Origin of the sequence: Phyllobacterium myrsinacearum (assembly GCF_002980555.1) — a bacterium.
GTDB classification, from domain to species: Bacteria; Pseudomonadota; Alphaproteobacteria; order Rhizobiales; family Rhizobiaceae; genus Phyllobacterium; species Phyllobacterium myrsinacearum.
Genome location: NZ_PVBT01000003.1, coordinates 513,890 through 538,501 on the forward strand (window position 1 = coordinate 513,890; position 24,612 = coordinate 538,501).

Sequence of the window (24,612 nt, forward strand, 5' to 3'; positions counted from 1 at the left end):
CATGAAATTTCTCGATCAGGCGAAAGTCTATATCCGCTCCGGCGATGGTGGTGCCGGCTCGGTATCGTTCCGCCGCGAAAAATTTCTGGAATTCGGCGGTCCCGATGGCGGCGATGGCGGGCGCGGCGGCGATGTCTGGGCCGAGGCCGTGGACGGTCTCAACACGCTGATCGACTATCGCTACCAGCAGCATTTCAAGGCCAAGACCGGCATGCACGGCATGGGCCGCAACATGACGGGCGGCAAGGGTGCCGACGTCGTGCTCAAGGTTCCCGTGGGAACGCAGATTTTCGAAGACGACAACGAAACCCTGATTTACGATTTTACTGCCGTCGGCCAGCGCTACCGTCTTGCCAAGGGGGGCAATGGCGGTTTCGGCAATCTGCACTTCAAGACATCGACCAACCAGGCGCCGCGCCGTGCCAATCCGGGGCTGGAGGGCGAAGAGCGCAATCTGTGGCTGCGGCTGAAACTGATTGCCGATGCCGGACTTTTGGGCAAGCCGAATGCCGGCAAGTCGACTTTTCTCGCCAGCGTGACGGCGGCCAAGCCGAAAATCGCCGATTATCCCTTTACGACCCTGCATCCGAATCTGGGTGTTGCCCGCGTCGATGCGCGCGAATTCGTCATTGCCGATATTCCGGGATTGATTGAAGGGGCGCATGAAGGCGTCGGTATCGGTGACCGGTTCCTTGGCCATGTCGAGCGCACGCGGGTTCTCCTGCATCTGGTTTCGGCGCAGGAAGAAAATGTGGCCGAGGCCTACAAGACCGTGCGCACGGAGCTTGAAGCCTATGGCCACGGGCTCGCCGACAAGCTGGAGATCGTCGCGCTGAGCCAGATCGATACGCTGGATGCGGCGGCGCGCAAAAAGAAGGTGACCGCACTGAAAAAGGCTGCGGGCCGCGAACCGATGCTCTTGTCTTCGGTCAGCCGCGAGGGTGTCGAGCAGGTGCTGCGGGCCTTGTCTGCGATTATCCTTGAATCGCGCCAGTCAGAGGCCCCGGTAGAGGTCGATACCCGCTTCAAATATTGAGTGCATCATGTCCGTGCAGAATGAGTTTGAATTTTTCACCCCCCTCTGTCCTGCCGGACATCTCCCCCACAAGGGGGGAGATCAGCTTTCATTACTGCCTCGATCCGTTCTGCGGCACTGCAAAGCAAGCGAGAATGTTGATGCCGATGTGATCTCCCCCCTTGTGGGGGAGATGGGCGGCAGCCCAGAGGGGGGTATATGAACAATACTCTCAAACTCTCCGCCTATCGGCGGATCGTGGTCAAGATCGGTTCGGCGTTGCTGGTGGACCGCTCCAAGGGGCTGAAGCGCGACTGGCTGGAAAGCCTCGGTGCCGACGTGGCGCGGCTTGTGCAGGCGGGTGTCGAGGTGATGATCGTCTCCTCCGGCGCCATCGCCCTCGGGCGGACGGTGCTCGGATTGCCGAAAGGCGCGCTGCGGCTGGAGGAAAGCCAGGCTGCGGCTGCGGCGGGCCAGATCGAGCTTGCCAAAGCCTATTCCGAGGTGCTGGGCGGGCATCAGCTGCGTGCTGGCCAGATCCTGCTTACCCTGTCCGACACCGAGGAACGCCGTCGCTATCTCAATGCCCGCGCCACGGTTGGCACCCTGCTGCGGCTCAAGGCTGTGCCCGTCATCAATGAGAATGACACCGTGGCGACCACGGAAATCCGCTATGGTGACAATGACCGGCTTGCCGCGCGGGTGGCGACAATGATGGGAGCGGATCTTCTGATTCTTCTGTCCGACATTGACGGGCTCTATACCGCCCCGCCGCATCAGAACCCCGATGCGCTGTTCCTGCCGGTTGTCGACGCCATCACCCCCGACATCGAAGCCATGGCCGGTGCGGCTGCGTCGGAATATTCGCGCGGCGGCATGAAGACCAAGCTCGATGCCGGCAAGATTGCCAATGCGGCGGGCACGGCGATGATCATTGCTTCCGGCACGCGCATGCATCCGCTTGCTGCCATCGATGCGGGTGAACGGTCGACGCTGTTCAGGCCGAGCCTCAATCCGGTGAATGCATGGAAGACCTGGATTTCGGGCAATCTCGAGCCAGCCGGGCGGCTGGTGATCGACGAGGGTGCGCTGACGGCGCTCAAATCCGGCAAATCGCTTCTGGCTGCCGGTGTCCGTGACGTGGCCGGCCAGTTCACCCGCGGCGATACGGTTGCAGTGGTCGGCCCGGATGGACGCGAAGCCGCGCGCGGCCTTGTTGCCTATGATGCCGCAGATGCCGTAAGAATTGCAGGGCGCAAGACCAATGAGATTGCCGCGATCCTCGGTTACGATGCCCGGTCGGCGATGATTCACCGGGATGATCTGGTTGTACGCGCAGCAAAACGTGCTGCGAAGGAGTGAGAAATGCTGGGACGGGTCGAACCGATTGACGACATTGCTGAATTGATGGCCGGAATCGGCCGCAAAGCCCGTGCCGCAGCCCAGCCCCTGTCCATCGCTTCGCCGGAACAGAAAATGATCGCACTGATCGCCATGGCGGATGCGGTGGATCGCCGTGCTGCGGAGATTCTGGAGGCCAACCGGCAGGATATGGCCGATGGCGAAAAGGCCGGGATGGCCGCCTCCCTGCTCGACCGGCTGAAACTCGATACCGGCCGTATTGCCGCGATCTCGGAAAGCATCCGCACCATTGCCGCCCTCAAGGACCCGGTCGGCGACATCATTGCGGAATGGGACCGCCCCAACGGCCTGCATATTGAGCGCGTGCGTACGCCGCTCGGTGTTATCGGCGTGATTTACGAAAGCCGCCCGAACGTAACAGCCGATGCGGGTGCCCTTTGCCTGAAGTCGGGCAATGCCGTCATCCTGCGCGGCGGTTCGGATTCCGCCCACTCCTCCCGCGCCATCCATGCGGCGCTGGCCGAAGGGCTCGAAGCGGCGGATTTGCCTGCGGACGCCATCCAGCTCATCCCGGTGACGGACCGTGCCGCGGTCGGCGAAATGCTGAAGGGGCTGGACGGCAATCTCGACGTCATTATTCCGCGCGGCGGCAAGAGCCTTGTGGCCCGGGTGCAGGCGGAAGCGCGCGTGCCGGTCTTTGCCCATCTCGAAGGCCTCTGCCATGTCTATGTCGACGCCTCCGCTGATCTCGACATGGCGCGCCGGATTATCGTCAATGCCAAGATGCGCCGGACCGGCGTCTGCGGTTCGGCCGAGACACTGCTGCTCGACCGGCTGATCGCCCCTGCGCGTCTTTTGCCGCTGCTTGAGGATCTGCATGCGGCAGGCTGCGAAATTCGCGGTGATGCTTCGGTCGTCCAGCTGTTTGTCGCGGCAAAACCGGCGACGGAGGAAGACTGGTCGACGGAATATCTCGATGCCATCATATCCGTGAAGTTGGTTGACGGCATTGGCGACGCGATCGCGCATATCAATCGCTATTCGTCCCACCATACGGAAGCGGTGATTGCCGAGGACGTGCATGTGGTCGAGCGGTTCTTCAATGAGATCGACTCTGCCATCCTCTTGCACAATGCCTCGACGCAGTTTGCCGATGGCGGCGAATTCGGCATGGGCGCGGAAATCGGCATCGCGACGGGCAAGATGCACGCGCGAGGCCCCGTGGGGGTGGAGCAATTGACATCCTTCAAATACCGCGTTCGCGGCAATGGCCAGACCCGCCCGTGACATCCATCGATGCGTTACGTCACGATTTTCCCGGCGTGAGCGATGCGCATCTGCGCATGCCTTTCGTTGAAAAGGGCATGACCGTCGGGCTGTTTGGCGGATCGTTCAATCCGCCCCATGCCGGCCACGCGCTGGTGGCGGAAATCTCGCTGCGCCGGCTGCAGCTCGACCAGCTCTGGTGGATTGTCACGCCGGGTAATCCGTTGAAGGACACACGCCATCTGGCGCCTCTGGCGGAACGGCTGAAATTGTGCGAACAGCAAGTGCATGACCCGCGCATCAAGGTAACGGCGTTTGAAGCCGCCTATAATGTGCGGTATACCGCCGATACGCTGGCTTTGATCAAGGCACGCAATCCGGGTGTGCATTTTGTCTGGATCATGGGGGCGGACAATCTTGCCGATTTTCACCGCTGGCAGCGCTGGCAGAAGATTGCCATGACGTTTCCCATCGCGGTGATCGACCGGCCCGGTTCGACCCTGGCATTTCTCTCGTCGCGCATGGCTAAGACGTTTGACTATGCCCGCTTCGACGAGGATGACGCGCCGCTGCTGGCACGGGCACCCGCGCCAGCCTGGACGTTCATCCATGGCCCGCGCTCATCGCTGTCATCGACGGCGATACGCAACGGAGCCGTAAAACGGCAGAAATGAAAACGTGAACAAAGGCCGTGCCGCGACGTCTTGAAAGTGTCATGCGACTCTGCCTATCTTAATAACGTGCAGCAAGATTAAAGGCTGCGGCGCGTTGTTCTTATTGGAAAGGAAATACACTGAGAACAGCAATTCAGAAGAAGGATGCCTTGGCACCTTCAACGGCGGAGATGAACGGTGCGACTTCCGTTTCTCTTGCCCTCCAGACAGTCCTTGCCAGTCTCGACGACTCCAAGGCTGAAAAAATTGTCCCCATCGATCTTCGCGGAAAATCTGTCATCGGCGACCATATGGTCATCGCATCGGGCCGCTCACACCGTCACGTAACGGCGGTGGCCGATCAGCTCCTGCGTGCGCTGAAGGAAAGCGGTCACGGAAACAATGCGAAGGTTGAAGGTCTTTCCAGCGGTGACTGGGTGCTGATCGACACGGGCGATATCATCATCCATATTTTCCGTCCTGAAGTGCGTGAGTTCTACAACATCGAAAAGATGTGGCAGTCTCCCGAACTTGACGGGGAAACCGTACACTAGAGCAAGGTGTGCCGTTACGGCACACGGAGCCTGGTGTAAGAAAGTTCTGACGGATCGGAGTATCCCGGCATAACGCCAGCGGGATGCTTCGGGCGGCTGGCTGATATGGACCGGTCAAGCGCCGGAGAGTGCTCTTCGCGCCGGGTGACAAAGGACTGGACGTGCCATGCGTATCACCGTTTTTGCCGTGGGCCGGATGAAATCTGGCCCCGAACGGGAACTGGCAGACCGCTATTTCGACCGGTTGAAGAAAACCGGTTCGCCGCTTGGTCTCGAATTCAACGCCGTCACCGAAATCACCGAAAGCCGCGCCCAGCAGCCGGACCTGCGCAAACAGGAAGAGTCCGCCAAAGTGCTGGAAGCGCTGGATCAGGGCGGTGTGCTCGTTCTTCTCGACGAGCGCGGCAAGACCATGCCATCGGAAGACTTCGCCCATGCAATCGCGCGGTTTCGTGACGATGGCAAGCGCCAGCTGCTCCTGGCAATCGGCGGGCCTGACGGCCACGATGCTGATTTAAGAAAGCGCGCCGATCTCGTGCTGGCGCTTGGCGCCATGACCTGGCCGCACCAGATTGTCCGGATTCTCGTGGCGGAACAGCTTTACCGCGCGACTACGATCCTTTCCGGGCACCCGTATCACCGGGTGTGAGGTGTTTTCGCCACCTCCGGCCGGAGATGGCGAAAAACGGGACCCTTAATGCCGATCAATAATCGTCCGGCTGGTAGTAGCGGTCATCGCGGTATTCACGCCGGTAGTCGCGGCGGGGATAGCGGTCATCCCGCCAGCGCGGACGGTCGTCGCGGTCCCGCCAGCGCGGACGCTCGGCACTGTCGGCAAAGACCGCCGAGCAGCCCTTGTCCACCCAGATGGTGCCGCGGCTGAAGCCCCAGCTCTGGCCGGGAATGCAGGCCGAACCCGAAAGCTGCCTGATGATCCGCGGCCGGCGCATGTCGGTCTCGCATTCATTGTAACGGAAGCTGCGCGATTCGCATCTGATGGGCCGTTCCTGCGCCTGTGCGGCTGGAACCGTTACGAACTGCATACCCCCCAGGGTTACAGCCATGGCTAGTATATATCGGTACATTTTCCCTCTCCGATATGATGACAACACGCTGAAAGCGCATGTGTTCAAGGCGCAATTGTGGTGTTTGTTCCGCGCCCGTCAATCACATTTCCACCATTGCCTGTTATGCTTTGTCAGGTGAATCGTCCAGTCTCGCCGTTGACGAGATCGGAGATGAAGCTGGAGACCGCCGTGATGCGGCGCAGGGTGCGCACCGATTCATGATAGGCAAGCCAATAGGACCGGTGAATTGTGCGTTCCGGCAGGACCGGCACGAGGTCGGGATACTCCCGTGCGATGAATGTATGCAGGATACCAATGCCCGCCCCCGCCTTCACCGCTTCCACCTGTCCGATGGCACTGGAAATCTCGAAAGCGGGACGCCATTCGCGGGTGATTTCGGGCGCATAGTTCAGCGAAGGGCTGATGACCAGATCGTCGACATAACCGACCAGCCGGTGTTTCGGCAGATCGTCGATACTGCGCGGTGCCGCGCGTTCAGCGAGATAGGACCGGCTGGCGTAGAGGCAAAGGGTGTAGTCAACGAGCTTTTTCGCCACGAGACGCCCCTGATCGGGCCGGTCGACCGTAATGGCTATGTCAGCCTCGCGCCGCGACAGCGAGAAGGAACGGGGGACCGGAACAAGCTGAATCTTGAGGTCGGGATAGCGGGCGGTGAGGGTGGCAAGGCGCGGCGCGAGGAAGGAGACGCCGAAACCGTCCGGCGCGCCAATGCGCACCGAGCCGGAAATGGACACATCGGCGTCGCCAAGCGAGGAGCGGATCGACAGCATTTCAGCCTCCATGCGCTCGGCCGACAGGAGGAATTCTTCACCGGCATGGGTCAGCTCGCAGCCATTGGTGCGGCGGGTCAGCAGCTTGGTGTTGATGTCATTCTCCAGCGCCGTCAGACGGCGCGCCACGGTCGCGTGATTGACGCCAAGCCGCTTGGCTGCGCCGAGTATTTGACCCGAACGCGCCACAGCCAGAAAAATCCGCACATCGTCCCAGTTCATTCGTTGGCCTCCTCCCCGATTCGTACTTCAATTTTTGCACAACGGATACGCTTTTGCTCGGCTTGCAATAAAAAATTTGAAGCGTGATGATGGGGTAACGAAATTCAGTCAATCCCAGGGAGGTTGCTCGCAATGCGTGAAGTCGGACATTTTATCGGTGGCAAGCATGTCGCCGGAACAAGCGGTCGCACGGCCGAAATTTTCCAGCCCATGGACGGCACCGTTCAGGGCCGCGTGGCGCTGGCAACCCCCAATGAAGTGCGCGCAGCCATTGCCAATGCCAAGGCGGCACAGCCGGCCTGGGCTGCAACCAACCCGCAGCGCCGTGCGCGCGTCTTGCGCAAGTTCCTTGATCTCGTCGAAGCCGAATACGACTCGCTTGCCGAACTTCTGGCGCGCGAGCACGGCAAGACCATTCCCGATGCCAAGGGCGATATCCAGCGCGGTCTGGAAGTGGTCGAGGTTTGCCTCGGCTCGGCCCACATGCTCAAGGGCGAGTTCACCGACAATGCCGGTACGGGCATTGATGTTTACTCCATGCGCCAGCCGCTCGGCGTCGTTGCCGGTATCACCCCGTTCAATTTCCCGGCGATGATCCCGCTGTGGAAGGCCGGTCCGGCGATTGCGTCGGGCAATGCCTTCATTCTGAAGCCATCCGAGCGCGATCCGGGCGTGCCGATGCGTCTGGCCGAACTCTTCATCGAAGCCGGCCTGCCGGCAGGCATCTTCAACGTCGTCAATGGCGACAAGGAAGCTGTCGACACCATTCTGGATGATCCGGATATCAAGGCTGTCGGCTTCGTCGGTTCGACACCGATTGCCCAGTACATCTATTCGCGCGCCACGGCCAACGGCAAGCGTGCCCAGTGCTTCGGCGGTGCCAAGAACCACATGATCATCATGCCCGATGCCGACATGGACCAGACGGTCGACGCCCTGATCGGCGCCGGTTACGGTTCGGCCGGCGAGCGCTGCATGGCGATCTCCGTTGCCGTTCCCGTCGGCAAGGACACCGCAGACCGTCTCGTCGAGCGCCTGATCCCGCGGGTTGAAAGCCTCAAGGTTGGCCCGTCCACCGATATGACGGCGGATTACGGTCCCGTGGTGACCCAGCAGGCACTGGATCGCATCAAGGGCTATGTCGATCTCGGCGTGAAGGAAGGCGCGAAGCTCGTCGTCGATGGCCGCGGCTTCAAGATGCAGGGCTATGAGAATGGCTACTACATGGGGGGCTGCCTGTTCGATCACGTCACCCCTGACATGCGCATCTACAAGGAAGAAATTTTTGGTCCGGTTCTCGGCATTGTCCGCGCCGACACCTATGAGGATGCGATCCGTCTGCCGAACGAACACGAATACGGCAATGGCGTTGCGATCTTCACCCGTGACGGCGATGCTGCCCGGGATTTTGCCTCGCGCGTTCAGGTTGGCATGGTTGGCATCAATGTGCCCATTCCGGTGCCGATCGCCTATTACACCTTCGGCGGCTGGAAGGGCTCCGGCTTCGGCGATCTGAACCAGCATGGCCCGGATGCCTTCCGCTTCTACACCAAGACCAAGACCGTCACCTCGCGCTGGCCGTCGGGCGTCAAGAACGGGGCCGAGTTCGTCATTCCGACGATGAAGTAAATCGCTTTGAGCTTTGAAATCGCCGTCCGGTTCCGCACCGGGCGGCGATTTTCTTTTGGGCCGAACGGGCTTACGGAGCCATTGTCCTGAGATAGCCGATCAGCCGGGTTGCCTCGTCGGCGGCTTTGCCGGGTTCGCGGGCGATGATCGCCTTGATCAGCGCCGTATGCGCCCCGGCCGATTGCTCCAGGCTGCCGGGCCGCTGCAGCCGGAACCAGAAGCGGCGACTATGGGTTTGCAGCGGGGAGGCGAGACGGGCGGCGTAGGGGTTTTCCGCCGCCTGCCCGAGCACCGTATCGAAAATCTTGTCGGCGTTGAGAAAGCCGATCACATCGTTGCCGGAGCGTGCAGCCATCATCGCATCGGAGGCTGCCTTCAATCGCTCATGGTGCAGGGATGCACCATAGAGCGCCGCATCGCGCGCAAGAACCCGCTCGACACCCTCGCGCGCGTCGAGAACCCTGGAAAAATCCTGGGGATTGAGCGCGGCAATGGCAATGCCGGAACGGGGACGGATTTCCATCAAGCCTTCCCAGGCCAGCTTCTGCACCGCTTCGCGCACCGGCGTGCGGCCCATATTGGTCACATCGGTGAGGGTGCGCTCATTGACGACCGCGCCAGGCTCAAGCTTCAGCGTGACGATCATCTCTTCGATCTGGCGATAGGCCAGCTCCGCGAGACTTTCGCCCGTCTGGGCCATGGTGTGGACTGCGGTTTGATCCATCAGACAAACTTTCTATTCAAGGCAATTGACAGCCACACGCTCTACAGATATATTTCTGATATATCAAGAAGGAGAAGAGACATGTGGTCAGGCGTTTTCCCTGCTGTTACAACCAAATTCACTGAAGATGATAAACTCGATCACACGGAAATGGAACGTTGCTTCTCGCTCCTGATGGATGCGGGTTGCGATGGTTTGATTGTTGCAGGTTCGCTCGGCGAAGGCCCGATGCTGAGCCACGAGGAAAAACTCGCAGTGCTGAAGACGGCGCAGGGCGTTGCCAAGGGCAAGCCCGTGCTTCTGACCATCAATGAAGCGGCAACCCGCGATGGCGCTGCGCTCGCGCAGCAAGCTGCCAAGGCTGGCGCTGATGGCCTGATGCTGGTTCCAAGCCCGATCTATCACACGGATCCGGAAGAAACGGTCACCACCCTGAAGGCCGTTGCCGCTGCCGGCGATCTGCCCGTCATGATCTATTCGAACCGCATCGCCTATCGCGTCGATGTGACCAGCGAAATCCTGGCGGAACTTGCATCCGACAAGCACTTTGTGGCGATCAAGGAGTCGTCCGACGATGTGCGCCGCACCACCGATATCATCAATACTTTCGGCAAGCGTTACGACCTCTTCACCGGCGTCGACAACCTCGCCTTCGAAGCATTGACCGCCGGTGCCATCGGCTGGGTCGCCGGGCTGGTCACGGCCTTCCCGAAAGAGACGGTTGCGATCTACAAGCTCATCGGTGCCGGCCGCTATGCCGAAGCGCTGGATATCTATCGCTGGTTCCGCCCCTTGCTTGACCTCGATGTCTCCACCTATCTTGTGCAGAACATCAAACTGGCGGAAGTCCATGAAATCGGAACCAATGATCGCGTGCGCCTGCCGCGCCAGCCATTGCGCGGCGACCGCCGGGCGGCTGTCGACAAGATCGTCAGGGATGCCATGGCATCGCGGCCGAAACTGCCTGTTCTCTGAGGCTGCGCCATGAGTGCCGGTCCGGAAAAGCATGATGTTGTCATTGTCGGCGCCGGTATCATTGGCGTCGCCATCGCGGCTTTTCTGGGCGAAGCCGGGCGCAGGGTTCTGGTAATCGATCACCAGGGCATCTGCGAAGGAACGAGCTCCGGCAATGCCGGGGCCCTGGCTTTTTCCGACATATTGCCGATGGCCTCGAAAGGGGTCATGGCCAAGGTTCCGGGCTGGCTGATGGACCCGCTCGGGCCGTTCACCATCCGGCCGTCCTACCTTCCCAGGCTGGCGCCGTGGCTTTACCGGTTCTGGCGCGCCAGCCGGCCGGACGTGCTGGAACACACCACGGTGGCGCAGGGCGCGATGATGCGCCTCGCCGAGCCGGAAATGCTGGATCTGATGCAGCGTGCCGGTATCCGCCACATGGTGCGCGAGGATGGTTCGCTGGAACTTTACGAGAGCGAGCATGAGCTCAATCTCGGCCTGCCCGGCTGGGCGGCGCGGGAGAGGGCGGGCATTGCCTTCGAACATTTGCGCGGCGACGCGCTGGCTGCCTGTCAGCCAGGCCTCGCCCGCCGCTTTGTCGCCGGAACCTTCGTTCCGGGATGGAAGACGGTCAGCGATCCCAAACATGTGGGCAAAGGGCTGTGGGCCCATGCGGAAAAACTGGGGGCCCGCTTCGAACGTGCAGAGGTTGTTTCCGTTGGCGCGAACGATATGGGCGGTACAGTCAGGCTTGCGGATGGGCGGACACTCGACACCGGCAAGCTCATTCTCGCTGCGGGCGCCTGGTCACACCGTCTGGCGCTGCATCTCGGTGACCGCATCCCGCTGGATACGGAGCGCGGCTACAACACCACCTTGCCCGCCGGGGCCTTTGATCTGAAACGCCAGCTGATTTTCTCCGGTTATGGATTTGTTGTAACGCCGCTCGAAACCGGCGTGCGCGTCGGCGGAGCCGTCGAACTGGGCGGTCTCGACTTGCCCCCCAATTTCAAGCGTTCGGACGTCATGCTGCAGAAAGCCAAGACCTTCCTGCCGGACCTTGATATTTTAGGCGGGAAGCAATGGATGGGGTATCGTCCGTCGATGCCCGATTCGCTGCCGGTTATCGGCTATTCCCGGCAAAGCAAAAATGTTCTCTATGCCTTTGGCCATGGACATCTGGGCTTGACCCAGTCCGCCGCCACGGGCCGGCTGATCTGCGATCTCATCGAGGGCCGGCGGCCATCGATCCCGATCGATCCCTTCAATCCGCAACGCTTTTAGGACCCTGTAACATCATGGCGCGTCATTCCTTCTTCTGTGTCGACGGTCACACCTGTGGCAATCCGGTACGCCTCGTGGCGGGGGGAGGGCCAAACCTCACCGGCTCGACCATGATGGAAAAACGCGCGCATTTCCTGCGCGAATTCGACTGGATCCGCACCGGCCTGATGTTCGAGCCGCGCGGCCACGACATGATGTCCGGTTCCATTCTCTATCCGCCGACCCGCGCGGATTGCGATGTGGCGGTGCTGTTCATCGAAACGTCGGGCTGTCTGCCCATGTGCGGCCACGGCACCATCGGCACCGTGACGATGGCGATTGAACACGGCCTGATAACCCCGAAGACACCAGGCATATTGAGGCTTGATACCCCGGCCGGTCTGGTGGTCGCGGAGTACACGCAGGAAGGCCAGTATGTCACCAGCGTGCGCATCACCAATGTTCCGGCGTTTCTCTATGCGGAAGGGCTGGAAGTGGAATGCCCGGATCTCGGGACACTGCATGTGGATGTTGCCTATGGCGGCAATTTCTACGCAATCGTCGATCCGCAGAAGAATTTCCGGGATATGGCGGACTACCGGGCGCTCGATCTTATTGGCTGGAGCCCGGTTCTGCGCGAACGTCTGAATGAACGCTATACGTTCCAGCACCCGGAAAAGCCCGATATCAACATACTCAGCCATATCCTGTGGACCGGAGCGCCAACCAAGCCGGAAGCACATGCGCGCAATGCCGTGTTCTACGGTGACAAGGCGATTGACCGCTCCCCCTGTGGAACGGGTACATCGGCCCGCATGGCGCAACTGACGGCAAAGGGAGAATTGAAGCCCGGAGACGACTTCGTGCATGAATCCATCATCGGCTCGCTGTTCCATGGCCGGGTGGAATCAGCCACCCATGTCGGGGACCGCGATGCAATAATACCCTCGGTTGCAGGGTGGGCGCGGATGACCGGTTACAGCACGATCTTCATCGATGACCGCGATCCCTTCGCTCACGGATTTGTGGTCAAGTGAGCCGCGCCTGGCTTGTTCCGACAATAAGGCGAAGATAGGCAATTCGGTTAAATCAGCGGCATTTGCCGTAAATTTCGTCAAGAATTGACGAAAATTTGGTGAAAAAATTCGCACGGAGTATGCAAGCAAATGTGATGCCGCTGTTTGTGCTAAAAAAGCTGTTGCTTTCTTTAACGCAGACGTTACGTGTAAAGAAGTTGGGGTAAACGGGAACCGGATAAAAAAACCGGATAAGAAACTTCCCAATGAAAATGAGGGGTATCGTTGCGATGGAGTACTTCATCCAGCAATCGATCAACGGTCTGACACTCGGTTCAATCTACGGACTGATCGCAATCGGCTATACGATGGTCTACGGGATCATCGGCATGATCAACTTCGCCCATGGCGACGTTTTCATGCTTGGCGCGTTCATGGCGATGATCGTTTTTCTTGCTTTAACCACATTTATCGGCGGTGTGCCTGTTGTGCTGGCGCTGCTTCTGATGATGCTTGTCGCCATGCTGCTGACCGGGCTTTGGAGCTGGACAATCGAACGGCTTGCCTACCGGCCGCTGCGCGGATCGTTCCGCCTTGCGCCGTTGATCACGGCGATCGGCATGTCGATTGCGCTGTCCAATTTCGTGCAGGTCACACAGGGCCCGCGCAACAAGCCGATCCCGCCGCTCGTCAATGGCGGTGTGACAATCTACGGCACGGGCATCACCATTGCCTACAAGCAGATGGTGATCGTTATCGTCACCGCGATCCTGCTTGCCGCATTCTGGTATCTGGTCAACCGTACCACGCTCGGGCGTGCCCAGCGTTCCTGTGAGCAGGACCGCAAGATGGCCGCGCTTCTCGGCATCGACGTGGACAAGACGATTTCCATGACCTTCGTCATGGGCGCCATGCTCGCCGCGGTCGCCGGAACGCTCTACCTCATGTTCTATGGCGTCATCTCCTTCACCGATGGTTTTACGCCCGGGGTCAAGGCGTTTACGGCCGCGGTGCTCGGGGGTATCGGCTCATTGCCCGGTGCGGTGGTCGGCGGTCTGCTGATCGGGCTGATCGAGGCCCTGTGGTCGGCCTATTTCTCCATCGATTACAAGGATGTGGCTGCATTTTCGATCCTCGCAATCGTTCTGATCTTCCTGCCCTCCGGCATTCTTGGTCGGCCCGAAGTCGAAAAGGTTTGAGCTTATGGCTGATATCCAATCTTCAGGACAGGATTCCGTCTACGCCAAAGCCGCCAAGGAAGCGGTGTTTGCCGGAATCATCGCGTTCGGCCTGTTCTTTCTCGTCGTTGGTTTCCGCACCGACCAGAACATCAACAATGAGCTGGTTCTCGTTCAGCGCTGGGGCCTGCTGGCGATCTTCGTGGCGGTGGCTGCCATCGGACGCTTCATCTTTGCAGCCTTCATAACGCCGTCGCGGGAACAGGCGAAGCTGGCCAAGAGCAAGGCGCCAGCCGCGGCCAAGGTTGACCGCCGTTCGCTCAAGGCAGCGGTATCGCGGTTCGGTCTTGCCCTGCTTTTCATCTACCCCTTCGTCGTCATCCTGATCCTGGCGCTGATCCAGTTCGCGGTAACCGGGCAATGGTCGTTCCAGAGCGGCGTGCAGGGCTCGCTCAAATATGTCGACAATTTCGGCATCCAGATCCTGATCTATGTCATGCTGGCATGGGGCCTGAACATCGTCGTGGGGCTCGCCGGCCTGCTTGATCTTGGCTATGTCGCCTTCTATGCGGTCGGTGCCTATTCCTACGCGCTGCTTTCCGCCCATTTCGGCCTGTCGTTCTGGCTGCTCCTGCCGATGGCCGGCATCTTTGCTGCCATGTGGGGCATTGTGCTGGGCTTTCCGGTCCTGCGGCTGCGGGGCGACTATCTTGCCATCGTCACGCTGGCTTTTGGTGAGATCATCCGTCTCGTGCTGATCAACTGGACCGTGGTGACCAAGGGCACGTTCGGTATCTCCGGTATTGCCAAGGCGACCCTGTTCGGCATTCCGTTCACGCCGGGTCCCACCGGTTTTGCCGCCATGTTCGGCCTGCCGAACTCCGGCGTCTACTACAAGATTTTCCTCTATTATCTCATTCTGTTCCTGGCTCTGCTGACGGCCTGGGTGACGATCCGCCTGCGCCGCATGCCGATTGGCCGCGCCTGGGAAGCGCTGCGCGAGGATGAGATTGCCTGCCGGTCCCTGGGCATCAACACGACGACCACCAAGCTGACGGCTTTTGCCACCGGCGCGATGTTCGGCGGGTTTGCCGGATCGTTCTTTGCCGCCCGCCAGGGTTTTGTCAGTCCCGAGTCCTTCGTGTTCCTCGAATCGGCAATCATTCTTGCCATCGTCGTGCTCGGCGGCATGGGCTCGCTCATCGGTATCGCCATCGCGGCGGCCGTGATGATCGGCGGCACGGAACTCCTGCGCGAGCTGGAATTCCTCAAGCTGATCTTTGGCAATGACTTCACGCCGGAGCTCTATCGCATGCTGCTGTTCGGTCTGGCCATGATCGTCGTCATGGTGTGGAAGCCGCGCGGATTTGTCGGCAACCGGGAACCGAGCGCCTTCCTGCACGAGCGCAAGATGATCTCCAGCGAGTTTACGAAAGAAGGGCACGGCTGATGGTTTCGGAAGTGCGTAACAATCCCAGCCCCGTGCTGCGCGTTGAACATCTGTCGATGAAGTTCGGTGGTCTCGTTGCCATCAACGACCTCAACTTCGAGGCCAAGCGCGGGGCGATTACCGCCCTGATCGGCCCGAACGGCGCCGGCAAGACCACGGTGTTCAACTGCATCACCGGCTTCTACAAGCCGACCGAAGGCATGCTGACCATGACCCGCCAGAATGGCGAGGAGTATCTACTGGAGCGCATGGCCGACTTCGTCATCACCAAGAAGGCGAAGGTGGCGCGCACGTTCCAGAACATCCGGCTGTTCTCGGGGCTGACCGTTCTGGAAAACCTGCTGGTTGCCCAGCACAATCCCCTGATGCTGTCGTCGGGCTATACGATCCTCGGTCTTCTCGGCTTTCCGACCTATAAGAAGGCGGCTGCCGACGCGATCGAAAAAGCCCGTTTCTGGCTGCAGAAGATCAACCTCGTCGAGCGCGCCGACGATCCCGCCGGCGATCTGCCCTACGGCGCCCAGCGGCGTCTCGAGATTGCCCGTGCGATGTGCACCGATCCGGAGCTTCTGTGCCTGGACGAACCTGCCGCCGGTCTCAACGCGCGTGAATCGGCGGAGCTGAACCAGCTGCTGCTCAGCATCCGCGAAGAGACGGGAACGTCCATCATCCTGATCGAGCATGACATGTCCGTGGTGATGGAAATCTCCGACCACGTCATTGTTCTTGAATACGGCACCAAGATTTCCGACGGAACGCCGGAGACGGTAAAGAATGATCCCAAGGTCATTGCCGCCTATCTCGGTGTCGAGGACGAAGAGGTGGTCGAGCTGATCGAGCATGCTGCCGCCACCGGCAGTGACGATATCACGGCGGCGGTTGACCTTCTGTCCACCGAAGCCATCCAGGAAATCACCGAGACGCAGGCGGAAGTGCCGGTCGCAGCGAAGGCCAAAACAGCGGCAAAGCCCGCAGCTCCGGCGATCAAGGCGGGCGCAACCGCCAATGCACTTGCCGCGCCGCGCGAGGGCGAGTCCGACGATCTGACCCTGATCAAGGGGATTGGCCCGGTCAACGCGCGCAGGCTCAACGAACACGGTATTTTCCATTTCGATCAGATCGCGGCCTGGAAGAAGGCGGACGTGACGGCCGCCGAAGCCTATCTGGCGTTTGACGGGCGTATTGCACGCGAAGACTGGATCGGCCAGGCCAAAAAGCTGGCGAAAGAGAGCCAGGGCAAACCGGCTGCAAAGAAGACCGGAGGGGCGAAGTAATGTCGGAAACACAAACTCTTCCGAAGACCGGAGCCCTTCTCAGTGTCGAGAATGTTGAGACCTATTACGGCAATATCCGCGCGCTCAGCGGTGTCAGCGTGCATGCGGATGCCGGTGAAATCGTCACGCTGATCGGTGCCAACGGCGCCGGCAAGTCGACGCTGATGATGACCATTTTCGGCATGCCGCGGGCCCGCAAGGGCCGGGTGGTGTTTGCCGGCCAGGACATCACGCAATTGCCGACCCACGAGATCGCCCGCCTGCGTATCGCCCAATCGCCGGAAGGCCGCCGGATATTCCCGCGTATGACGGTGCAGGAAAACCTGCAGATGGGCGCCAGCCTCGACAATCTGGAGTTCTATGACGAAGACGTGCGCAAGGTTTTCGACCTGTTTCCACGCCTGAAGGAGCGCATCAACCAGCGCGGCGGCACCCTGTCGGGCGGCGAGCAGCAGATGCTGGCCATCGGCCGCGCATTGATGGCGCGCCCGCGCCTGCTGCTTCTCGACGAGCCGTCGCTGGGCTTGGCTCCCCTGATCATCAAGCATATTTTCGAGGCGATCAAGGAACTGAACAAGTCCACGGGCTTGACCGTGTTTCTGGTCGAACAGAATGCCTTTGGCGCGCTGAAACTGGCCGATCGCGGCTATGTGATGGTCAATGGCATCGTGACGATGAGCGGATCGAGCAAGGATCTTCTCGCCAATCCGGAAGTGCGCGCCGCCTATCTTGAGGGCGGGCGTCACTGACAAAAATAGGGCCGGCTTTCCAGCGGGTCTGGAATGTCCGGTGCCGCAAGGGGAATACTGCCATGCAAGGCATTTTGTACGAAGAACCCTCATTCTGGCTGTTTGTGCTGGTAACCTGCATCATGGGCGGCTGGGCCGCATGGATGGCGGGCCGCGCCTGTGCCAAGACATGGCGGTCCTATACAATTCTGATCTTCTACATGCTGCTTCTCGGCATCGGCGTCCGCTTCATCCACTTTGCCCTGTTTGAAGGCACGATGGTGACGCTGCACTACTATGTGATCGACACCATCGTGCTGATCATCATCGGCACATTGGGCTACCGTTACACCCGGACAAACCAGATGGTTCAGCAGTATCACTGGCTCTATGAAAAAGTTTCTCCCTTCTCGTTCAAGGAAAGAAAAGGGGCCTAAGCAATCTCGCTGACGCGAAACGAATCAGCGTGACAACCGCCGGAAAATCGGCAAATGTGGTCTTCAAGCGATGGGAAGAATTCATCGTTAGGGGTTTCGTAAGTACCTAGAAAATGGGAGTTTTCAAATGAAGAAGTCACTATTCTCGGGTGTTGCTGTTGCAGCGATGCTCGCTTTGGGCGGTCACGCCTATGCTGATCTTCTGGTCGGTATTGGTGCTCCGCTGACCGGCCCCAACGCCGCTTACGGCGCGCAGATTCAGAAGGGTGCCGAAGCGGCCGCCGAGGTGGTCAATGCGGCTGGCGGCGTGAATGGCGAAAAGATCAAATTCGTTCTGGGCGATGACGTTTCCGATGCCAAGCAGGGCGTTTCGGTTGCCAACAAGTTTGTTGCTGATGGCGTGAAATTCGTCGTCGGCCATTTCAACTCCGGCGTGTCCATCCCGGCATCCGAAGTGTACGCGGAAAACGGCATTGTCGAAGTAACGCCAGCTGCGACAAATCCCGTCTTCACCGAACGCGGCCTGTGGAACACATTCCGCACCTGCGGCCGCGATGACCAGCAGGGTGCCATTGCCGGCGCCTACATCGCCGAGCATTACAAGGATGCCAAGATCGCCGTCATCCATGACAAGACGCCATATGGCCAGGGTCTTGCCGATGAAACCAAGAAGACAATCGAGGCAAAGGGCCTGAAGCCGGTTCTTTATGAAGGCGTCAATGTCGGCGACAAGGACTTCTCCGCGCTGATCGCCAAGGCCAAGCAGGCCGGCGTCAATGTTCTCTATTGGGGCGGTTTGCATACGGAAGCCGGTCTCATCATCCGCCAGCTGGCTGATCAGGGCCTGAAGGTCAAGTTCATCTCCGGCGACGGCATTGTCACCAACGAGCTCGCTGCGATTGCCGGCGACGCCGTGGTCGGCACGCTCAACACTTTCGGTCCCGATCCGCGCAACAATCCGGCCAACAAGGATCTGGTCGAGAAGTTCCGCAAGGCCGGTTTTGAGCCGGAAGCCTACACCCTCTACTCCTATGCAGCCGTGCAGGCCATCGTCGGAGCAGCGACCGCTGCAAAGTCGAACGATCCTGAAACCGTTGCCAAGGCCCTGAAGGAAAAGGGCCCATTCAAGTCGGTTCTCGGCGATATCTCCTTTGACGAAAAGGGCGATCCGAAGCTTCCAGGTTACGTCATGTACGAATGGAAGAAGGACAAGGACGGCAAGTACACATACGTCCAGCAGTAAGCCTTTCCGCTTTCTGTCTCATTGCGAAATGCCCGGCTCTCATGCCGGGCATTTTGCCGTTGGACATTTTCCTGTCTTGTGATCAATATGCCTTGTTTGCAGTGCAGCAATCATCCCGCCAATAGGGTTTTACCGCTCATACCGCCTCTATGAGATTTCGGAGTTTTCGCCTTGCCTATCAAGAAAATCCTTGTCGCCAACCGATCAGAAATCGCCATCCGGGTTTTCCGCGCCGCCAACGAGCTTGGCATGAAAACCGTGGCGATATGGGCCGAGGAAGACAAGCTGGCGCTGCACCGTTTCAAGGCGGATGAGTCCTATCAGGTCGGGCGCGGGCCGCATCTGGCCAGGGATATGGGGCCGATCGAAAGCTATCTGTCGATCGAGGAAATCATCCGCGTGGCAAAGCTGTCGGGTGCCGACGCCATCCACCCGGGTTATGGCCTTTTGTCCGAAAGTCCGGAGTTTGCCGAAGCCTGCGGCGAAGCCGGGATCATCTTCATCGGGCCGAAGCCCGAAACCATGCGCCGTCTCGGCAACAAGGTCGCCGCCCGCAATCTCGCCATCGAGATCGGTGTTCCCGTCGTCCCGGCAACCGACCCGCTGCCCGACGACATGGACGAGGTGAAGACGCTTGCCGAGAAGATCGGCTATCCCGTCATGCTGAAGGCGTCCTGGGGCGGCGGCGGGCGCGGCATGCGCGCCATCTTCTCGCCGGATGACATTGCCCGCGAGGTCACCGAGGGCAAGCGTGAAGCCAAGGCTGCCTTCGGCAAGGATGAGGTTTACCTTGAAAAGCTGGTGCAGCGTGCGCGCCATGTCGAGGTGCAGATTCTGGGCGATACGCACGGCAATGCGGTGCATCTGTTCGAGCGCGATTGTTCGATCCAGCGCCGCAACCAGAAGGTTGTCGAGCGCGCGCCAGCGCCTTACCTCAATGAGGCTCAGCGCAAGGAGATTGCCGATTACGGTCTGAAGATCGCCGCGGAAACCGCCTATATCGGCGCCGGCACCATCGAATTCCTGATGGATGCCGATACGAATCAGTTCTATTTCATCGAGGTCAATCCGCGTATTCAGGTGGAGCACACGGTGACCGAGGAAGTCACCGGCATTGATATCGTCAAGGCGCAGATCCGCATTCTGGAAGGCGCGGCGATCGGCACACCGGAATCCGGCGTGCCCGCGCAGAAAGACATCAAGCTGAACGGCCACGCGCTGCAGTGCCGCATCACCACGGAAGATCCCGAACAGAACTTCATTCCCGATTACGGCCGCATCACCGCCTATCGCGGTGCAACCGGCTTTGGTATCCGGCTTGACGGCGGTACCGCCTATTCGGGCGCGGTCATTACCCGCTACTACGATCCGCTGCTGGAAAAGATCACCGCCTGGTCACCGACCGCGGGCGAGACGATCCAGCGCATGCACCGTGCCCTGCGCGAGTTCCGCATCCGCGGCGTTGCCACCAATCTGACCTTCCTTGAAGCCATCATCACCCATCCGAAGTTTGCCGATAACAGCTACACCACGAAGTTCATCGACACGACGCCGGAGCTGTTCGAACAGGTGAAGCGCCAGGATCGCGCCACCAAGCTTCTGACCTATCTGGCCGACGTCACCGTCAATGGCCATCCGGAAACCAAGGGCCGTGCCACGCCGCCGGCCGAAGCGGCGCTGCCGCGGGTGCCGTTCATTGAAACGCCGATCCCGGATGGCACCAAGCAGTTGCTTGACCAGCTGGGGCCGAAGAAGTTCGGCGAATGGATGCGCAATGAAAAGCGCGCGCTCTTTACCGATACGACCATGCGCGACGGCCACCAGTCCCTGCTGGCAACGCGGATGCGCACCTTCGATATCGCCCGGGTGGCGGGCACCTACGCACGTGCCTTGCCGCAGCTGTTCTCGCTGGAGTGCTGGGGCGGGGCGACGTTCGATGTCGCCATGCGCTTCCTGACGGAAGATCCATGGGAGCGTCTTGCAGATGTGCGCGAAGCGGCGCCGAACATCCTGTTGCAGATGCTTTTGCGCGGTGCCAACGGCGTCGGCTACAAGAGCTATCCTGACAATGTGGTCCGCTATTTCGTGCAGCAGGCCGCCCGCAACGGCGTCGATGTGTTCCGCGTGTTCGACAGCCTCAACTGGGTGGAGAACATGCGCGTCACCATGGATGCGGTGCTGGAGGAGGACAAGCTGTGTGAAGCGGCCATTTGCTACACCGGCGATATCCTGAATTCCGCCCGGCCGAAATACGACCTGAAATATTATGTCGATCTGGCGCAGGAAGTGGAGAAGGCAGGCGCGCATATCATTGCGGTCAAGGACATGGCCGGGCTCCTCAAGCCGGGTGCCGCCAAGGTGCTGTTCAAGGCGCTGCGCGAGGCGACAGACCTACCGCTGCATTTCCACACGCATGACACGTCAGGCATTTCCGCGGCCACGGTGCTTGCCGCCGTGGATGCGGGCGTCGACGTGGTCGATGCTGCCATGGATGCTCTTTCCGGCAATACGTCGCAGCCCTGTCTCGGTTCGATCGTCGAAGCCCTCAAGGGCACGGAGCGCGATCCCGGGCTTGATCCGGAATGGATCCGCCGCATCTCGTTCTACTGGGAGGCGGTCCGCACCCAATATGCGGCATTCGAAAGCGATCTGAAGGGACCGGCGTCGGAAGTCTATCTGCACGAGATGCCGGGCGGCCAGTTCACCAACCTGAAGGAACAGGCGCGCTCGCTCGGCCTTGAAACGCGCTGGCACGAAGTTGCTCAGGCCTATGCCGACGTCAATCAGATGTTTGGCGATATCGTCAAGGTCACACCGTCATCCAAGGTTGTGGGCGACATGGCACTGATGATGGTCAGTCAGGATTTGTCCGTCGCCGACGTGAAAAACCCGGACAAGGATATTTCCTTCCCGGATTCGGTGGTTTCGATGATGCGCGGGGATCTCGGCCAACCGCCGAAGGGCTGGCCCAAAGATATCCAGAAGAAGATTTTGAAGGACGAAAAGCCCTTCACCGAGCGGCCCGGCTCGCTCCTGGCGCCGGCCGATCTCGTGGCCGAGCGCAAGGACATCGAGGAAAAGCTGGAGCGCAAGGTCAGCGATCAGGAATTTGCCTCCTATCTGATGTATCCGAAAGTGTTCACCGATTTTGCCGTGACACACGGCACCTACGGTCCGACGAGTGTCCTGCCGACGCATGTCTACTTCTATGGTCTGGCGCAGGAAGAGGAAGTCTTCCTCGATATCGAGCGCGGCAAGACGCTGGTAGTGCGCAATCAGGCAGTGGGCGAGCCGGATGACAAGGGCATGGTCACCGTGTTCTTCGAAATGAACGGCCAGCCGCGCCGCGTGAAGGTGCCTGATCGCACCCGGGCGGGCAGCGCCGGGGTCCGCCGCAAGGCAGAGCTTGGCAATGACAAGCATGTCGGTGCGCCGATGCCCGGCATTGTGTCCACCGTGGGTGTTGCAGTCGGCCAGAGGGTCAATGCGGGTGACGTACTCCTTTCCATCGAGGCGATGAAGATGGAAACGGCGCTGCGCGCCGAGCGGGACGGGACGCTGGCTGAAATTCTGGTTCGCGCCGGCGACCAGATCGATGCCAAGGATCTGCTCGCCGTCTACGAGTAAGGCCATCTGGCCATTGCCTGATGGAGCATATCCGTGCCTGTTTATGCGCATATCGGCATAAACAGGCATTGAACAATGCGCATATGCGAAGTATGGTCGGGTCCTGAGGTCCGCAGCCGATGCGGATTGTGAGCGCGCATGTGCAGGATATGTCCATAATGAGCAAAGACCTGTCGCCGGACGAACGCAAGGACATGATCCTCAAACGGGTCAATGAATCCGGCCGCATCCTGGCGAATGCCGTCGCGGCGGAATTCGGGGTGTCGGAAGATTCCATACGCCGGGATTTGCGCGAGTTGTCCGAAGCAGGGCTTGTCCAGCGCTTTCACGGCGGTGCAGCGCGCAGCAGTTCGAGCTTTCGCAGCTTTCAGCAGCGCGCCAGGGATGAAACGGCCGGTAAAAAGGCGGTGGCCGCCGTTGCCGCCGAACGAATTGCCCCGAATTCCACCATGCTTCTCGATTCGAGCACGACGGTGCTCGAGTTTGTCCGCGCCCTTCCGGTCAACCTGCAAATGCGCATTATCACGAGTTCGCCGGATATTGCCTCGGCCGCTCTCGACCATCCCCTATGCGAGGTTATTCTCCTCGGCGGCACGCTGAACCGCTTCACCCGCAGCGTCATCGGGCAGTCGCCCCTTGCCGAAGTGCAGCTCATGCATGTCGATTACTGCGTGCTCGGCGCCTGCGCCATCGATGAGAGTCTGACACTGCGCGCCGAGAACTACGAGGATGCGCACCTGAAACTGGCCATGAGCAAGGCAAGCAATGAAGTAATGCTGCTTGCCACGGCTGAAAAGCTGCTGAAGCAGGCGCCCTTTGCCATCGCACCCATCTCGGCCATATCCACGCTGATTACCGACAGAACCGCCGATCCGTCGATCGTGGAGCGGATTCGCGGCGCGGGGGTCGAAGTCGTCATTGCCGATGGACATGCCGCGTGATGTCCATCCTGTCCGAAATTCAAGCTGGTGATAAAATTATGGATGCCTCGCTCTACAGGAAGAAAGCCGTCTATGGCCGCTGGGCGGTTGCCAGCGCCTTCTTCTTCAATGGTTTTCTCGTCGGCAGCTGGGCGCCGCAGATCCCCGTGTTCATGACCCGCCTGCACATCAGCGAATTCACGCTCGGCCTGATGATCCTGGTCTTCGGCCTTGGTGCCCTGGCAGCCATGCCCTGGTGCGGCTACCTGATTGGCCGGTATGGCTCGCGGGCGGTGGTCAAGGGTTTTGCCATCTTCTGCAGCTTTTCCCTGCTCCTGGTGGCGCTGGCTCCGAATGTCTACATTGCTGCGCCTGCGCTTTTCCTCTTCGGTGCCGTCATCGGCGGCATGGATGTGGCCATGAATGCCAATGCCGTGGAGGTGGAGAAAAAACTGTCGCGCGCCGTCATGTCGTCCTCGCACGGCTTCTGGAGCCTTGGCGGCTTTGCCGGGGGCGCGCTTGGCGGTCTGCTGATCGAAGCGCAGGGTCATCTTGTTCATGCAACGGTGGTCACCGCCATTGCCGTTGTTCTCGGGCTTGCCGCATTCCGCTTCATGATCACCGAAGATGCGCCGGTGGTGCACGAGAAGAAGGGCAAGCTGGCTTTCCCGACCAACCCGCTGATTTACCTCATCGGCATCATGGCGCTTTTCTCCATGGTTCCCGAAGGCTCCGTGCTTGACTGGGCGGCCCTCTATCTCAAGCAGGAGCGCGGTGCCGATATTGCCACGGCCGGATTTGCCTTCGCGGCATTTTCGGGAACGATGTCCGTCATGCGCTTTTTGGGTGATGGCGTGCGCAACCGCTTCGGTGCGGTAAAGACATTGCGGATTTCCGCACTGATCGGCGCGTCGGGCATGCTGGTTGCAAGCCTGGCGCCAAGCCCCTGGATCGCTATTCTCGCCTTTGCATTTGCGGGGCTGGGTATTGCCAACATGGTGCCCATCGCCTTCTCGGCTGCGGGCAACCAGAAGGGAACGTCTTCGGGCGTTGCCCTCAGCCTCGTCACGCTGATGGGTTATTCCGGCATTCTGGTCGCGCCCTCGGCAATCGGCTTTGTCGGCGGGCGCACGGGTTTCGCTCCGGTCTATATGGTGCTCGCCTGCCTGCTCATCGTGGTCTTCCTGATGGCCAATCTTGCCGCCAGCGCCGACCGCAACGAAAATCCGGACAGCTGAT

The 24,612-nt window shown here is 60.1% G+C and carries 22 protein-coding genes; 19 read left to right on the forward strand and 3 right to left on the reverse strand.

Annotated elements, in window-relative coordinates; genetic code table 11:
- Window position 1: 1 nt before the first annotated feature.
- The 6 genes from obgE (at window position 2) to rlmH (ending at window position 5,499) form a co-directional block, all read left to right on the forward strand.
- The gene (gene obgE, locus C5750_RS13220; protein ID WP_105734345.1) at window positions 2–1,036 is read left to right on the forward strand and encodes a GTPase ObgE; all 1,035 of its coding nucleotides are present in this window, start codon (window positions 2–4) and stop codon (window positions 1,034–1,036) included.
- Window positions 1,037–1,234: 198 nt separating this feature from the next.
- Window positions 1,235–2,377, forward strand: coding sequence for a glutamate 5-kinase (proB, locus tag C5750_RS13230; RefSeq protein WP_105734347.1), 1,143 nt, complete (start codon window positions 1,235–1,237; stop codon window positions 2,375–2,377).
- Window positions 2,378–2,380: 3 nt separating this feature from the next.
- Window positions 2,381–3,664 carry a glutamate-5-semialdehyde dehydrogenase gene (locus C5750_RS13235; protein WP_105734348.1) on the forward strand — a complete coding sequence of 428 codons (1,284 nt, stop codon included), beginning with the start codon at window positions 2,381–2,383 and terminating at the stop codon, window positions 3,662–3,664.
- Window positions 3,665–3,720: 56 nt separating this feature from the next.
- On the forward strand, window positions 3,721–4,317 hold the full coding sequence (locus C5750_RS13240) for a nicotinate-nucleotide adenylyltransferase (protein WP_105734631.1): 597 nt from the start codon (window positions 3,721–3,723) through the stop codon (window positions 4,315–4,317).
- Window positions 4,318–4,466: 149 nt separating this feature from the next.
- Entirely contained in the window at window positions 4,467–4,850 is a 384-nt protein-coding gene (rsfS, locus tag C5750_RS13245; RefSeq protein WP_245421094.1) for a ribosome silencing factor, read from the forward strand.
- Between the two features lie 166 nt (window positions 4,851–5,016).
- Window positions 5,017–5,499 (forward strand): 23S rRNA (pseudouridine(1915)-N(3))-methyltransferase RlmH, encoded by a 483-nt coding sequence (rlmH, locus tag C5750_RS13250; protein WP_105734350.1) that lies wholly within the window; start codon window positions 5,017–5,019, stop codon window positions 5,497–5,499.
- Window positions 5,500–5,554: 55 nt separating this feature from the next.
- Here the strand turns inward: rlmH and C5750_RS13255 are convergent, their stop codons facing one another.
- On the reverse strand, window positions 5,555–5,935 hold the full coding sequence (locus tag C5750_RS13255; RefSeq protein WP_105734351.1) for a DUF3011 domain-containing protein: 381 nt from the start codon (window positions 5,933–5,935) through the stop codon (window positions 5,555–5,557).
- 113 nt (window positions 5,936–6,048) lie between these two features.
- The gene (locus tag C5750_RS13260) at window positions 6,049–6,930 is read right to left on the reverse strand and encodes a LysR family transcriptional regulator (RefSeq protein WP_105734352.1); all 882 of its coding nucleotides are present in this window, start codon (window positions 6,928–6,930) and stop codon (window positions 6,049–6,051) included.
- Between the two features lie 132 nt (window positions 6,931–7,062).
- Here C5750_RS13260 and C5750_RS13265 point away from each other — a divergent pair, with 132 nt between their 5' ends.
- On the forward strand, window positions 7,063–8,559 hold the full coding sequence (locus C5750_RS13265; protein WP_105734353.1) for a CoA-acylating methylmalonate-semialdehyde dehydrogenase: 1,497 nt from the start codon (window positions 7,063–7,065) through the stop codon (window positions 8,557–8,559).
- 70 nt (window positions 8,560–8,629) lie between these two features.
- Here C5750_RS13265 and C5750_RS13270 read toward each other — a convergent pair whose 3' ends face one another.
- Entirely contained in the window at window positions 8,630–9,283 is a 654-nt protein-coding gene (locus C5750_RS13270; RefSeq protein WP_105734354.1) for a GntR family transcriptional regulator, read from the reverse strand.
- Window positions 9,284–9,364: 81 nt separating this feature from the next.
- Here C5750_RS13270 and C5750_RS13275 point away from each other — a divergent pair, with 81 nt between their 5' ends.
- The 12 genes from C5750_RS13275 to C5750_RS13330 all read left to right on the forward strand — a co-directional run bounded on the left by C5750_RS13275 (window position 9,365) and on the right by C5750_RS13330 (window position 24,611).
- On the forward strand, window positions 9,365–10,258 hold the full coding sequence (locus C5750_RS13275) for a dihydrodipicolinate synthase family protein (protein ID WP_105734355.1): 894 nt from the start codon (window positions 9,365–9,367) through the stop codon (window positions 10,256–10,258).
- 9 nt (window positions 10,259–10,267) lie between these two features.
- Window positions 10,268–11,521, forward strand: coding sequence for an NAD(P)/FAD-dependent oxidoreductase (locus C5750_RS13280; protein ID WP_105734356.1), 1,254 nt, complete (start codon window positions 10,268–10,270; stop codon window positions 11,519–11,521).
- A gap of 14 nt (window positions 11,522–11,535) precedes the next feature.
- The gene (locus C5750_RS13285; RefSeq protein ID WP_105734357.1) at window positions 11,536–12,537 is read left to right on the forward strand and encodes a 4-hydroxyproline epimerase; all 1,002 of its coding nucleotides are present in this window, start codon (window positions 11,536–11,538) and stop codon (window positions 12,535–12,537) included.
- 269 nt (window positions 12,538–12,806) lie between these two features.
- A complete protein-coding gene (locus C5750_RS13290) occupies window positions 12,807–13,715 on the forward strand; it encodes a branched-chain amino acid ABC transporter permease (RefSeq protein WP_105734358.1) in 909 nt (302 codons plus the stop codon).
- Window positions 13,716–13,719: 4 nt separating this feature from the next.
- Window positions 13,720–15,144 (forward strand): high-affinity branched-chain amino acid ABC transporter permease LivM, encoded by a 1,425-nt coding sequence (livM, locus tag C5750_RS13295; RefSeq protein WP_105734359.1) that lies wholly within the window; start codon window positions 13,720–13,722, stop codon window positions 15,142–15,144.
- Entirely contained in the window at window positions 15,144–16,418 is a 1,275-nt protein-coding gene (locus tag C5750_RS13300) for an ATP-binding cassette domain-containing protein (RefSeq protein ID WP_105734360.1), read from the forward strand. Before livM ends, C5750_RS13300 begins: the two co-directional genes overlap by 1 nt.
- Window positions 16,418–17,167 (forward strand): ABC transporter ATP-binding protein, encoded by a 750-nt coding sequence (locus C5750_RS13305; protein ID WP_105734361.1) that lies wholly within the window; start codon window positions 16,418–16,420, stop codon window positions 17,165–17,167. Before C5750_RS13300 ends, C5750_RS13305 begins: the two co-directional genes overlap by 1 nt.
- A gap of 62 nt (window positions 17,168–17,229) precedes the next feature.
- Entirely contained in the window at window positions 17,230–17,583 is a 354-nt protein-coding gene (locus tag C5750_RS13310; protein ID WP_105734362.1) for a DUF6867 family protein, read from the forward strand.
- Between the two features lie 127 nt (window positions 17,584–17,710).
- Window positions 17,711–18,826: a branched-chain amino acid ABC transporter substrate-binding protein gene (locus C5750_RS13315; RefSeq protein ID WP_105734363.1), complete on the forward strand. Its 1,116-nt coding sequence runs from the start codon at window positions 17,711–17,713 to the stop codon at window positions 18,824–18,826.
- A gap of 171 nt (window positions 18,827–18,997) precedes the next feature.
- Window positions 18,998–22,453, forward strand: coding sequence for a pyruvate carboxylase (gene pyc / locus C5750_RS13320; RefSeq protein ID WP_105734364.1), 3,456 nt, complete (start codon window positions 18,998–19,000; stop codon window positions 22,451–22,453).
- Window positions 22,454–22,611: 158 nt separating this feature from the next.
- Window positions 22,612–23,394 carry a DeoR/GlpR family DNA-binding transcription regulator gene (locus C5750_RS13325; protein ID WP_245421095.1) on the forward strand — a complete coding sequence of 261 codons (783 nt, stop codon included), beginning with the start codon at window positions 22,612–22,614 and terminating at the stop codon, window positions 23,392–23,394.
- A 38-nt stretch (window positions 23,395–23,432) separates the two neighbouring features.
- Window positions 23,433–24,611, forward strand: a complete 1,179-nt coding sequence (locus C5750_RS13330; RefSeq protein WP_105734633.1) for an MFS transporter — start codon at window positions 23,433–23,435, stop codon at window positions 24,609–24,611.
- Window position 24,612: the final 1 nt, after the last annotated feature.